Source organism: Pseudomonas sp. TE3786 (assembly GCF_054057335.1).
In genome coordinates, this window is sequence record NZ_JBSRZF010000034.1 from 1 (window position 1) to 12,784 (window position 12,784).

A 12,784-nucleotide genomic window follows, 5' to 3' on the forward strand; every position below is an offset into this window, starting at 1 on the left:
CAGCCCGCCCTTGGCCCACACTTGCGTGAGTAAGGAGCCTTGGCTGACCGTGTCGTAATACAACGCGACCCGGCCACCGCCACCACCCCCGTACACGGCTTGACCACCGCTGGCCTCAATGCGGGCTTGATCACCCAGAGTCAGCGTGCCTACCCGCAGCAACAGGCTGCCACCGCTACCAGAGCCATAGCTACTTGGTGAGTAGGCCTGACCATTCGATTGAATCAAACCATCTAGTTTCAGCACAGTTGCGGTTAGCTTGAGCGCGCCGCCACCACGGGTGAATGCCCCCCCAGCGCTCCCGCCGGTGCCCAAGTCCACCGGCTCACGGAAGTCACCGTACGGGCTATTGGTTGTGTAGTTCGAATACGAACCTCCGCGGCCGCCATAGCTACCTCCTGCGAGGTATTGCACGTTGGTATTACCAAACTTGCCTTTGGCGCTGACATCGATCCGCGATGTTGCATCCACCTCGACCATGCCGGCACTAAGGCTGACGGCAGCTTCTAACTCCGAGGTCAGCACCGCTGAACTCCGCAAGGTTACCGACTCATAACTATGCTCCCCAGAAACCGTAAGCGTGGCGCCCTCCACCACCAACCGCTTACCGTCATGCAGATGGTCTGTCGCAGCAATCGTGGTAGCGGTTCGAATCACCAGCTCCTCCGCCGCCTGCACCTCTCCTCCCATGCCGACCACCAAAAATCCGGCAACGACGAGCGCCTTGAGTCCTTTCATGACATTCCCTAATTCAGAGCAACCCGCTCTCGCCAAATAGACGTGCAACCAAGCGCCTAGCTCCCGAGGAAACAAGGAACGCGCAAAGGATTTCTGTTGAGCAAACACAGGAGCATTCAAACGCAGTAGAGGCTGTAAGAGCCCGCGACCGGAAAGGAAGGAAGAGCGAAGGTGTAAAGAATCGCGGCTGTCTACACTGCCTGCACGAGAACTCTGCTCCTGGCACGGGGCAGACTGATTGAGTCCTTTCACACAAATCCCTTTGTCTATTGCAGGTACAACGCCAGGTCCGGAGCGTCGGTGGTAAACGGTGCCAGCGAGAGCTGCTGACTGTTTTGGTAATAAAGCAGCGCGATATAGCGAAGGCCTTCAGGCTTTATAAAAATGCGCTTGGAGGAGTCGAAAATATGCCAAGTGCCATTATCGAGATATTCCAACCAGTTATGCAAGTCGTTGGAACTTATTCGGTTCTGTTCTGTCGACAACGCCACACCCAGCACCCGGCGAACCTCAAAACCATTGCGTGCCAGCAGCTCAGCAGCCAACAACATATGTTCTGTGCAGTCGCCTTTGCGCTGGCTAAGCGCAAGCTCAGCGCCATCGATGCCGCGACGAATGCCGGCGAATTCGATGTTGTCCACCATCCACTCATAGATGCGTTCCGGGCGCTGCGCCTGGGGGTAGCTGGAAAATGAATCGGCCAGCGCCTTCAGCTCACTCGACGGTTCGCTCGTTAGCAAATAGTTCGGCGTAGCCGCTTGTTCCTCTGCCACGCCCAACGAAGACCAACGCAAACGAAGCACCGTTACCTGATGCGGGCCGAAGTCTTCCAGCGGCACGCAATAGTTACCGTCCTGTAACTGCAAGCCAGCGGGTCCCTCGACTTGCCACTTCTCAGCCACCCCATTTCCGGCCAATGGCAACAGTCCACACAGGTGCGCCCCGCTGACCACAGAAGCACGTTCATTACGCACGCGGACCGTCAGCTCAATATCATCCTGAGCAACGGCGAGTGCCGCAAAGAACACGCTACTTGCAGTAATAATTAAGCAGACGAGCCTGATCATCAGTAGAAAACTTGGCATGTTTATTAAGGGCATCGCGCACGCTTTCTGGATTTTCAAAAGAAAGAAACACGCCAGGCATTGGGCTCGCTGAGAAGAATTCAAGGAAAGGTTGCTGATAGGCGCTGTCTACGAACAGCACAACAGGCTGCTGCTTGCCTTGATAGGTATCCATTAGCCACGCGGCCATTTTGGCCGGATCTGTAATGGCAGATGCCTGCAATCCACGGCCAACTACCGCCTTACCTTTCCCCACGAAAATGCCCGGCAGCTGTTCCATCACCAAGTTCGCCGCCACGTCATTGCTTGTGACCATCAGCCAATCCCAGGCCGGCGCCCCGCTTTGTGCCAAATAGCGCTCGCGACCGCCGAATACCACCTTGGCCAGTGGTGCGTTCACCGTCGTAATCTGCTGACACAGACGCTGCACCTTCAGCACGTCATAGCCGTTAACCAACAAATCCACTGGCCCACGAACTCGCTCCAGGCGTTGCGACAACAACGACTCAGGCAGCGACAGCGCACCGGAAATATCGCCTTGGCCATCCACGTCGATACGCAGCCCGTTGTTCGGCTCAGCCCAGCAATTCGCCACCGACACACCGGCGCATGCCAGCCCCGGAGCCATTAACAACCCTATCAGCAGTCCCTTACTGAACATCCAATTGGTACCCCATCTGTTCGGCGGTCTTGTCGATGTAGCGATAGCGCCCACCGGTAACCTGTTGCGCACCGGCCTTATCGCGAATGATTCGAGGCTGAATGAAGATCATCAGGTTGCTCTTCTTCTTGCTGTTCTGGTCGCTGCGAAACAGCGCGCCAATGAACGGTATTTTGCTTAGATATGGGACACCGGCGTCGCCATTCTGAACCTCATCTGAGATCAGCCCGCCTAGCACCAGGGTTTGGCCGTCTTCGACCAGAACGCGAGTTTTTACCGAGCGCGTATTGGTGATGATGTCTTGTGCTTGCGCGACCTTGGCGTTGGAAACACTGGAAATTTCCTGAGTAATATCCAGAGTAACTGCATCACCTTCGTTGACCTGTGGCTTAACCGTCAGGGTGATGCCCACATCTTTGCGCTCAATAGTTTGGAAGGGATTGTCCACGGGGGTCGCGGCGCTGGTTGAGCGACCGGTTACAAACGGGACGTTTTGGCCAACAACTATTTTCGCTTCCTCGTTATCCAAGGTCACCAGATTGGGCTTGGACAGAATGTTCAACGAATCATTGGTCTCAAGTGCTTTGAACAGGCCACGTAACGAGCCATTTCGATAGAAGCCCAGTGTCAGGCCACTCAGTAGATCAGGTGCCTCACCTGCCCCACCAGTACCAGTGCCGTCGCGAAACAACGTACCGCCGTACAACCCATCACCGCCCTTCGCACTATCGGACGTACGCCATTCGATTCCTAGCTCGCGTCCGGCCCCTTCCGTCACCTCAACAATCACAGCCTCAACCAATACCTGGGCACGACGAATATCCAGCTTTTTGATGATGTACTCCACCGCATCGACCACTTCCGGTGGCCCGGTCACAACCAAGGCGTTAGTTGCGTCACTGGCCTGAATATTTACGTCAACAGTCGGCCCCTGAACATTCAGCCCTTGCTTCTGAATGCTTGCACTGAGGCTCTGCACAACAGGCAGGGTGTCCGATGCGCGTAAATAGTGCAGATAGAAAACCTTGGTGTTGCCCACCCCTTGAACTTTCCGGTCCAGCCTGGATACGACATCACGCACCTGGCGGCGCAATACCTCATCGCCAGAGACAATGATGCTGTTGGTTCGAACATCCGCGCCGATCGAAAAGAATCCTTCTGGCGTGTCTGTTTTCGGTTTTGGAAAGAGATTGGTGACCATCGTCAATATGTCTTGTGCATTGCCATAGTTCAGCGGCAGTACATCGCTATTGACCTCCCACTTCTGATCCAGACGCCCGACTAGATTATCAATCTTGGCAATGTTTACTGCTCGATCCGCAACGATGACGTAATTGCGATCGGGGTACGCAGAGATGTATGCCGTTTGCGGAACCAATGGTTTGAGCAGCGTTACCAACTGCGTTGAAGAGACGTTGTTTAGCTTGAACAACTTGACGACGTTATCCCCCGCTAACGCCTCTTGCTCGTCCACCGGCAGGCTGGACGACTTTGCGTCAGCTTCAGGAATAACCTTGTAAATGTTGTTTTCCTTAATCAACGCATAGCCATGCACACTAAGCACGGAACTCAGTAGCTGATTCAAATCTGCTGCAGCAATGGGTTCACTAGTCACCACCGTAACCTTACCCTTGACTCGCGGGTCGATTACGATGTTTTTGCCGGTTGCACCCGCCACCCATTCGATCAGACTGCGGATATCTGCATCTTTCATGTCCAAGTCGAGCCCAGCTGTGGAGGTTCCCTCAGCCCTAACCAACGCGCTGAATAACAGCGCGCATAACATCACTCCCCAACGCATCAATTGTCCCTAGCCGCCAACGACTTAAGTTTTTTAAGTTTTTCTAACATGTCCTGGTTCACCGCCGGTTTTGATGCCGGAACCGTCGCTACGACGTGAACCGGGTTGGCCGCCTCCCCTGCCGCCGAAACCTCACTCACGCCGGAAAAACCTTCCAGGTTAATGCTCTCAAGTACACCGTTGCGCTTTATCAAAATTCGGCCCGCCTGCACGGCCTTCAGTTCCACATCGCCCTGGATTCTGTCGCCCACGTAATAGAGCTTCTGCTTATCCCCATCGCTAGTGATGATGGCAGCAGAACGTTTTTTCTCAGGCATGACATAGCTAGCGACCAGTTTTAGAGCCAAGGGGCTCTTCTTGACCTCTTCGCTTTGTTTCTCCTGCGAAGTGCCAAACAACATAGCGATGGAGGAGGTGTCGCGGGGAGCGGTAGGGCGCACCTCAGTGGCCGCCACCTTCAGCGGCGTGCTTTCGACAGGAAGGACTTGGCTGTACCAATAAATAAAACTGGTGACGTACCCCACCACTAATAGTAGCGCGGCAGAAATCCATAATTTAGAAGATAGAAGCATGGGCAATGATGCATCGCACCCACCGTATCGATGGGGGGATAACGTTCCTTGTTATCCGCTAATTGCCCACTGTTTTTTTCAGTGGGGGAGATTTTGCGGGGATTTTTTTGGCGAGTCGACTGTCGCGCGGGAGCGCAAAATAGCGTTTTTGCTCCAGAGTTGTCTAGCTCCTAAGAACCCCGGAGCCAATCTAGAGCGGAAAATAGGCCGTTTCAGGCTAGAGGGAACCCAAACCGCTCTATCATCGGCAGTGTGGGACCGACGAAGCACCATTATCCATAAGTAGCATGAGCGCCCATTGCACTTATTCCTGGCGGCGACGTTGCGTGCACTGGGTCATTGGGCGAAGTGATAGTGGCTTGAGTTTGGTCGGCATCTTCATTCTGGCCGTATTACCGCCTTTCGCCATAGGCTGCTATCAAGCCCAGACTGTGTAAAAACGCTGAGCCAAAATCGAAGTGCCCGCATCTACGTGAAATCTGAAATTTATCGATGGGTCAACCAATGTGGATGTCGCGTAGAAACGCATTTTTCAGCGCGACTTTTGGCCGTTGGTACGCTTGAAAAGGTTTTTACACAGAGCACTTCGGCTATCGCCGAATGTGCGTAACAGTTATTCGCTGTGCGCCTGCTGTTAATTAAATGCTCGCGCTGTTCACCGTCGTCCGCTGTTCCTCGTTTTGGGCTAGGCGCAGTAGGTGTTCAATGACCAAATCGGGGCGTTCCAGCATCAGTTGGTGGGCGGTGCGCTCCAGCACCGTCAACTGGGCTTCGGGTATTTTCTGCTGCAATGCACGAGCGCCCTCTGGTGGGGTCAAGCGGTCGCCTTCGCCGGCAAGAATGTGCACCGGCACGGTGATGTGCGCCAACTCCTCTTCAGGTATCCAGCGGGTTTGGCCTAGCAGCGCCTTGAATACATGCAGTTTGTTGCGCTCGGTGAGTTTTTCTTCGTAGGCCACCAGGCCTCGATCGGTTTGCGGGTGCCAGGCGGCGTCGCGAAAACCTTTGGCCAGCAAGGGGCGTAGCAGTTCGAGCAGCCACGCTGGCAGTTTCAATAACGGGCTGCGGCCTTTGGGCGATTGCAGTTGCGTGCCGAGCAGTAAAACGCCCGCTACGCCGTCCAGCCCTTGCTGGCTTTGCAGTTTTACCAAGGCGCTGAGGGTAAGCGCCGTACCAAATGAATGGGCAACCAGCACGTTCTGGGCACCGGCAAAACGCTGATAGATGGCCAGTTGGTCGGCGACTAATTCGTCCCAGGCATAGGCGTTGGCATCCCCTGGTGTTTCGCTAGTGCCGTGGCCTAACAAGTCCCAAGCCACCAGGTTGTACTCAGCCAAGCGCGGGTCTTGCCAGAGATAGCGCCATTGGTCTTGATTGCCGCCACCGCCATGGGCGAAAAACAGTGTGGTGGCGTGCGCCGCAGCGGCGCGCTGGGTAACGTTCAGAAAGCGTCCCGGACGCACTTCCAGGCGTTGCCCCTTAACAACGGGGACTGCGGTTTGCTCAATCATTGACGCTCTCCTTGGCCTTATCAGGCAGTGCTGCTGCTAACCCCAGGTGTTCACGCAGGGTACGGCCGCTGTAGTGGCGACGGAACAATCCGCGCCGTTGTAATTCAGGAATTACCAACTGGACAAAATCGTCAAACCCACCGGGCAGCCAGGGCGGCATCACGTTAAAACCGTCGGCGGCATGCTGTTCAAACCAGTCATGTATGCAGTCGGCAATATCGGTTGGTGTGCCCACCACGGCCAGATGGCCGCGAGCGTTGGCGATACGCTCATAGAGCTGGCGAATGCTCAGGTTTTCCCGCCGCGCCAGTTCCACCAGCAACTGCTGGCGGCTGCGCCCGGACTCGGTAACCGGCAATTCCGGCAGCGGGCCATCCAGCGGAAAACGCGATAAGTCGGTGCCGCCGGCAACATCCGACAGCAGTGAAAGCCCTACTTCGGGCTGCAACAGGCTTTGCAGCAGGTCTTGGCGCTCTTGTGCTTCCGCGCGGCTGCGGCCAATGATCGGCAGAATGCCCGGCATGATTTTTACACTGCCCACCGTCCGCCCCTCAGCAGCCAGGCGCGCGTTGATATCGCGGTAGAACGCCTGTGCGCCTGGCAGACTGGGTTGTGCGGTAAACAGCACGTCGGCATGGCGCGCGGCAAAACTGCGCCCGGCCTCGGAGTCACCGGCCAACACTTGCACCGGCTGTGCCCCCTGCCCTGACCCCTGCCCTGCCCATTGCCCGGTGACCTGCGCATGAAAACGCTCCGCGTGCTGGTAGCGCTCGGCATGGGTGAAATGCTGCTCGCGACCAAAGTTATGCGCTTCTTCAGCATTGCTGGAAGTCACTAGGTTCCAACCACAGCGGCCGCCGCTCAATGCCTGCAACGAGAGAAAGCTCGCGGCAACCGTGTCTGGTGTGTTGTACGAGGTGGTGACCGTGGCGATCAGGCCGATGCGTTGAGTGTGGGCGGCCAAAGCGGCCAATAGGGTCAACGGCTCAAAGTGTTCAGTACGGGCCATGCGGCTCAGCGCGGCGCTGCTTCCAGGCAGCATGGCCAGGGTATCGGAGAGAAAAATGGCATCAAAACCAGCCTGCTCCGCGGCGCGTGCCAACGCCAGGTAGTGGTCGATATTCGAGCCGCCATCGGCCTGTGCATCGGGGTGCCGCCAACCCGCCACATGGTGCCCAGTGGGCATTAAAAACGCGTTCAGACTCAGGGTTTTTCCCGCTCGACTCATAGCGCGGTAGCCGCAGCTGCCGCTAGCACAGCGGGGGCTGTCTGCTCTGCCGAATAAGCACTCAGCAATGTGCGGGTGTAAGGATGCTGGGGCCGGCTGAGGAGCTCAGCGCTGCTGCCGGTTTCCACCACCCGGCCCTGATGCATCACCAGCAGGCGATCGCTGATACGCGCGGCCACACAGAGGTCGTGGGTGATAAAAATCAGCGCCAGGCCCAGCTCCTGTTGCAGGCTTTCCAGCAGGTCGAGCACGTGTGCTTGCACCAACGCATCCAGCGCCGACACACATTCATCGGCCACCAGTACTTTCGGGCTCAGCATCAAGGCGCGGGCAATGGCGATTCGTTGGCGCTGGCCGCCAGAAAACTCATGGGGGTAAGCGGTAAAGGCATTACTTGGCAGCCCAACCCGCTGCAATAACTCGCGCGCCCGTTGTTCCGCAGCGGCACGCGTCACCCCGTTGGCCAACGCGCCGGCAATCATTGAGGCACCTATGCTGCGACGCGGGTTGAATGAAGCCGCTGGGTCTTGAAAAACCATTTGTATGTGCGGCCGCAAGGCACGAAAGGCTTTCTCACCGAGCCCGACTAACTCCTGGCCAGCCAGACGAATGCTGCCGCCGTCCGGCTTACTCAAACCCAGCAGCGTGCGCGCCAAGGTGGATTTACCCGAGCCAGATTCACCGACAATGCCCAGGGTTTCCCCCGGCCGCAGTTGCAACGCGACATTGTCCAACGCGGTAATGGCATGCCGACGCCAACCCTGACGACGCCAATGTTGCTTGTGCAAACCCTCGACCAGTAACAGCGGCGCGTGGTCATTTACGGCTTGTGGTGCACGCGGGTGCAACGCAGCGGCGTCGAGCAGGCGGCGGGTGTAAGGGCTTTGCGGTGCCTGTAATACCTGCGCCGCAGTACCCTGCTCTATCACCTTGCCGGCCTCCATCACCAGCACGCGATCGGCGACGCTTTTGACCACGGCAAAATCGTGGGTAATCAGCAATACCGCCATGCCGGTATCACGACGGATGCGTTGCAGCAGTTGCAGAATCTGCGTACGCGTTGCCGCATCCAGCGCTGAGGTCGCTTCATCGGCAATCAGCAGGCGCGGCTCGCAGGCCAACGCGATGGCAATCGCCACCCGTTGCCGCTGACCGCCAGACAACTGAAAGGGATAGGCCAAGCGCAGGCGCTCAGGGTCTGGCAGGCCGACATAGTCGAGCAGTTCGATAACCCGTTGCGCCCTGGCCGCACGGTTCAGTGCGGTGTGCAGCAACAACGACTCATCAATCTGCGCGCCGACGCGCAACACCGGGTTCAAGGCCAACAATGGTTCTTGGGCAACCAGGGCCATATCGCGTCCACGAATGCGCTGCAGATTGCGCTCGTCCAGCGCCAATAAGTCCAGGCCAGCAAAGTGCAAACTGCCGGCGTCCACCTGCAAGCCATTGGGCAACAGCCGTAAAATCGCCGAGCCCAGGGTGGATTTGCCCGAACCCGACTCCCCCACCACACACAGCAGTTCACCCGCAGCCACTTGCAGATCAAGCCCGGTAAACGCGTGGCTGCGTTCAGCGCCCTGTGGCAGGCGTACCGACAAGCCATGAATCTCTAGCAACGGCGTACTCATGCGTTCACCTGTTCACGCACATTAAACGCCACCCGCAAGCCTTCGCCGACGCGGTGCACCGCCCATACCGTGGCCAAAATCGCCAAGCCCGGCCACAGGCTTAGCCACCACGCCTGACGCGCCAGATTGCGTGCCGCATCAATCATCGCCCCCCAGCTCATTGACTCCGGATCACCCAGACCGAGAAAAGATAACGCCGACTCACCAAGAATCGCCGCGGCCATCACCAAGCCCACCAGCGACAGCACCGCAGGTAAGGCATTGGGCAAGATCTCGACGAAGACAATCCGCAGCGGCCGCAGCCCGGCGGTGCGTGCCGCCAGAACAAAATCCTGTTGGCGCAGGCTTAAAAATTCGCTGCGCACAATGCGCGCCACCGGGGGCCAGGCAGCCAGGGTAATAGCCAGCACCAAGGAGAAAATCGACGGCTCAAGAATGGCCACCAATATCACCGCGAGAAACAGCCCAGGGACCACCTGAAACACATCGGTCAAGCGCATCAGAATGGTGTCGGTCAGGCCCGCGAAATAACCCGCCAATGCCCCCACCACAATGCCCAGCGACAAGGTCGCCAAGGTCGTCAGCAGGCCAATGGCTAACGACACCCGCGCGCTGTAGATCAAGCCAACCAGCGAGTTGCGGCCCAGCAGATCAGTCCCCAGCGGCCACTGCCAGGAGGCAAACGGTGGCTGCAAGGGCGGTGCCACCATGGCCCACGGGGTTTGCGCAAACAGCCAGGGGGCGGCCAGTGCAAGGGCCCCGAGGGCGAGTAAAAACAAGGCGCTGATTAGTGCACTCGGCTGGCTGACAAAACGGCGCAAGGTGCGCTGACTCATGCCGCACCTCCCGCCGCAACGCGCGGGTCGAACAGGTAGCAGGCCACTTCGCTGAGCAGATTGCCCAGCAGCACCAACAACGAAATCACCACAAACACCCCCAACAGCAAGGGGTAGTCGCGCGCTTCCAGCGACTCATACAACAGCCGACCAATTCCAGGCCAGGCATACACCACTTCCACCAGCAAACTGGTACTGGCCAGTTGACCCAGTTGCAGGCCCGCATAAGTCGTCACCGGCAGCAGCGCATTGCGCAGGACATGACGTACTAACACGCGGGTTTCTGATGCGCCCTTGGCCCGCGCCGTGCGCACATAATCCTGGCTAAATACCTCCAGCATGGCACCACGGGTCAGCTGCACATACACGGCAATAAAAACAAAGCTCAATGACGCACAGGGCAGCACCAAGTGCTGGGCCACATCGCTTAAGCGGCTCCAGCCGCTTAAGCCACCACCCACGGTTTCCATGCCAAATGCCGGCAACACACCCCAGGCCACCGAGAACAGCAGCACCAACAGCAAGGCCAACCAGAAAGGCGGCAAGGCGTAGAGCAGCATCACGGCGCCGCCAATTATCCGGTCCAGCCGCCCTCCGCGCTGACGGCTTCGGGCTGCCACAACCCCCAGGCTGACACCCACCACCATCGACAACACAAAAGCGCAAAACAGCAGCAGCAACGTGGCTGGCAAACGTTCGGCAATCAGCGGCCACACAGCGGTCTGGTTGCGATGGGAAAAGCCCAGATCGCCGCTTGCCAGCGCGCTCAAGTAGCTGAATAACTGACTGCTCAGCGGCAGGTCCAGGCCCATCTCATGACGCAATTGCTCGACGTAGGCCGGGTCGTCCAAACCCGAGGCACTGGCCATTGTTAAGGCCGGGTCGCCCGGGGCCAGACGCAGGAGCAAAAAGGTGCCAATCAACACCAGCACAATCACCAATAGCACCCGCCCCACCCGCAGCGCGATAAAGCCCACACCTTGAGCCAACTGGCCAGCCGTACTCATTGCGCTGTTTTCTCCAGGTACAGATCGTCGAGGCTTTCGTTAAGGCTGGTGGCGGTACGCAGCAGGTTTTTCACGTTGTCGCGGTAAAGCGTTGGAAAGCGCATTTCAAATATCGGCAGAATCGGCAGGTCGCTGTTCAACACCGCTTCCAACTGGTGATAGGTGGCGATGCGGCTGGCGCTATCCGGCGCATTGGCCGCCTGCTGCCAGAGCGCATCGGCTTTCGGGTTGGCGTAGCCACCAACGTTATTGAACGGCGAGCCCTTGAGGATATTGTCGCTGCGGTAGAAATACCCGGTGGACAGGTACGGGTCGCCAACCTGGAAGCTGAAGTTATAGGTCAGGTCAAAATCCCAATCGCTGACGCGCTGGTACCAAGTGGCCGAATCCGACGTCAGCACCTGCACCTTGATGCCCAGCGGTTGCAGCGCCTGCTTGGTGTACTCGGCCAGACGCTCCCAAGCGCCGCCTTTTTCGCCATTCAGCAGGCGCAAACGCACCTGGCTGACATCCACGCCTGACTCTTGAATCAGCTGCCGCGCCTTGGCCACATCGAAGCTATGTGGCGGGAGTTGTGGATCATGCTCGGGGCTGTCGACCGGAAAAATGCCCACGGCCGGTTTACCGGTACCGAAGAAAATATTGTCGACGATAAATTGGCGATCCAAGGCGAGCAAAATAGCCTCGCGCACCTTGGCGTTATCCAGCGGCGCTTTGCGCGTATTGACCTGCAAAAACGCCTGCCCCCGGAACAGTTCCCAGCCCTGCTCGGTGCGGGTTACCCCAGGCAATGCCGCCAACCTCGCGAGGTCGGCATAGTCGGCATCGCCGCTGCGCAGCACTTGAATATCGCCACGCTCAAAGGCGGCGGCGCGTGAGGCGGCGTCGGGAATTACGTGGAACACCACCGCATCCAGGTACGGCAGGTCTTTTTTCCAATAGTGCGGATTGCGCTCCAAGCGAATGTAAGCGCCGCGTTTCCATTCTTTAAACACAAATGGCCCGGTGCCAATGGGCTGCAAGTTAACCGGGTTGGCGCGATAGTCACCTTTGCCGTCATACAAGTGCTTGGCGACGATGGGCCGCAGGCCGCTGCCCAACGAATCAAGCAAGGGCGAGAAAGGCTTCTTCAAGCGAAAGCGCACATGGTTGGCATCAAGCGCATCAACCCCGGCGAAGTACTCCTCATAGAGCGTTTTTTGCCGGGGGTCGACTGCCGGGTAAAAGGTGTTAAAGCTAAACGCCACATCGTCGGCGCTAAAGGGCTGGCCATCGTGCCACTGCACATTGTCTTGCAGGGTAAAGGTCCAGGTCAGGCGATCGTCGGACACATTCCATTCACGGGCCAACACCGGCACCGGTTTTAGCTCGTGATCAAAGGCCAATAAACTTTGCAGCACTTTGCCGCTGACATATTGGGTCGACACATGGGTGACTAAGGCATGCACCAGCGCTGGCGGTTCGGGCTGCGCCACCAAACCCAGAGTGCCGCCGCGAATGGGCTCCGCGCTGACTCCAGGTAACCAGGCCCACAACAGCAAACCTGCCGCCAGGGCACTGAGGGTGCTGCGAATGTTGGAGGAAGAGGTATACGGCATCGTGCTTCTCATCATCGGCCGAAGGGAATGCAAGCACGGGAGCAAGCCCCATGCCAGCGCCTCAAGAGCCCGTATGGCGTGCTTTACAGCCGCTGTCGCCACACCACCTGTTGGTAATCCAGCAGCGCATGCCACAGATT

11 protein-coding genes are annotated in these 12,784 nt (G+C 57.9%); all 11 read right to left on the reverse strand.

All coding sequences use genetic code 11. From position 1 onward, the window contains the following. On the reverse strand, positions 1-738 hold a 738-nt coding region (locus ACVW0Y_RS23375), incomplete at its 3' end, for a hypothetical protein (RefSeq protein ID WP_457441713.1). A gap of 266 nt (positions 739-1,004) precedes the next feature. After that, entirely contained in the window at positions 1,005-1,805 is an 801-nt protein-coding gene (locus ACVW0Y_RS23380; RefSeq protein WP_457441715.1) for a transglutaminase-like domain-containing protein, read from the reverse strand. Further along, a complete protein-coding gene (locus tag ACVW0Y_RS23385; RefSeq protein WP_457441717.1) occupies positions 1,768-2,463 on the reverse strand; it encodes a hypothetical protein in 696 nt (231 codons plus the stop codon). Before ACVW0Y_RS23385 ends, ACVW0Y_RS23380 begins: the two co-directional genes overlap by 38 nt. Next, complete coding sequence (gspD, locus tag ACVW0Y_RS23390) at positions 2,453-4,177, reverse strand: type II secretion system secretin GspD (protein WP_457441719.1); 1,725 nt, start codon at positions 4,175-4,177, stop codon at positions 2,453-2,455. Before gspD ends, ACVW0Y_RS23385 begins: the two co-directional genes overlap by 11 nt. An 86-nt stretch (positions 4,178-4,263) precedes the next feature. Then, entirely contained in the window at positions 4,264-4,836 is a 573-nt protein-coding gene (locus ACVW0Y_RS23395) for a type II secretion system protein N (RefSeq protein WP_457441721.1), read from the reverse strand. Between the two features lie 638 nt (positions 4,837-5,474). Beyond that, positions 5,475-6,347 carry an alpha/beta fold hydrolase gene (locus tag ACVW0Y_RS23400; protein WP_457441723.1) on the reverse strand — a complete coding sequence of 291 codons (873 nt, stop codon included), beginning with the start codon at positions 6,345-6,347 and terminating at the stop codon, positions 5,475-5,477. Then, a complete protein-coding gene (locus ACVW0Y_RS23405; protein WP_457441725.1) occupies positions 6,340-7,533 on the reverse strand; it encodes an LLM class flavin-dependent oxidoreductase in 1,194 nt (397 codons plus the stop codon). Before ACVW0Y_RS23405 ends, ACVW0Y_RS23400 begins: the two co-directional genes overlap by 8 nt. Before the next feature lie 38 nt (positions 7,534-7,571). After that, positions 7,572-9,203: a dipeptide ABC transporter ATP-binding protein gene (locus ACVW0Y_RS23410; RefSeq protein WP_457441727.1), complete on the reverse strand. Its 1,632-nt coding sequence runs from the start codon at positions 9,201-9,203 to the stop codon at positions 7,572-7,574. Continuing rightward, positions 9,200-10,039, reverse strand: coding sequence for an ABC transporter permease (locus ACVW0Y_RS23415; RefSeq protein WP_457441729.1), 840 nt, complete (start codon positions 10,037-10,039; stop codon positions 9,200-9,202). The genes ACVW0Y_RS23410 and ACVW0Y_RS23415 overlap by 4 nt, the downstream gene beginning before the upstream one ends. After that, positions 10,036-11,046 carry an ABC transporter permease gene (locus ACVW0Y_RS23420; protein WP_457441731.1) on the reverse strand — a complete coding sequence of 337 codons (1,011 nt, stop codon included), beginning with the start codon at positions 11,044-11,046 and terminating at the stop codon, positions 10,036-10,038. Before ACVW0Y_RS23420 ends, ACVW0Y_RS23415 begins: the two co-directional genes overlap by 4 nt. After that, positions 11,043-12,644: an ABC transporter substrate-binding protein gene (locus ACVW0Y_RS23425; protein WP_457441733.1), complete on the reverse strand. Its 1,602-nt coding sequence runs from the start codon at positions 12,642-12,644 to the stop codon at positions 11,043-11,045. The genes ACVW0Y_RS23420 and ACVW0Y_RS23425 overlap by 4 nt, the downstream gene beginning before the upstream one ends. Between the last annotated feature and the right edge of the window lie 140 nt (positions 12,645-12,784).

Bases quoted from the DNA above. Each gene is read 5' to 3' on its own strand.
- ACVW0Y_RS23380 (WP_457441715.1), bottom strand. From the start codon at position 1,805: ATGATCAGGCTCGTCTGCTTAATTATTACTGCAAGTAGCGTGTTCTTT.
- ACVW0Y_RS23385 (WP_457441717.1), bottom strand. From the start codon at position 2,463: ATGTTCAGTAAGGGACTGCTGATAGGGTTGTTAATGGCTCCGGGGCTG.
- gspD (WP_457441719.1), bottom strand. From the start codon at position 4,177: ATGAAAGATGCAGATATCCGCAGTCTGATCGAATGGGTGGCGGGTGCA.
- ACVW0Y_RS23395 (WP_457441721.1), bottom strand. From the start codon at position 4,836: ATGCTTCTATCTTCTAAATTATGGATTTCTGCCGCGCTACTATTAGTG.
- ACVW0Y_RS23400 (WP_457441723.1), bottom strand. From the start codon at position 6,347: ATGATTGAGCAAACCGCAGTCCCCGTTGTTAAGGGGCAACGCCTGGAA.
- ACVW0Y_RS23405 (WP_457441725.1), bottom strand. From the start codon at position 7,533: ATGCCCACTGGGCACCATGTGGCGGGTTGGCGGCACCCCGATGCACAG.
- ACVW0Y_RS23410 (WP_457441727.1), bottom strand. From the start codon at position 9,203: ATGAGTACGCCGTTGCTAGAGATTCATGGCTTGTCGGTACGCCTGCCA.
- ACVW0Y_RS23415 (WP_457441729.1), bottom strand. From the start codon at position 10,039: ATGAGTCAGCGCACCTTGCGCCGTTTTGTCAGCCAGCCGAGTGCACTA.
- ACVW0Y_RS23420 (WP_457441731.1), bottom strand. From the start codon at position 11,046: ATGAGTACGGCTGGCCAGTTGGCTCAAGGTGTGGGCTTTATCGCGCTG.
- ACVW0Y_RS23425 (WP_457441733.1), bottom strand. From the start codon at position 12,644: ATGCCGTATACCTCTTCCTCCAACATTCGCAGCACCCTCAGTGCCCTG.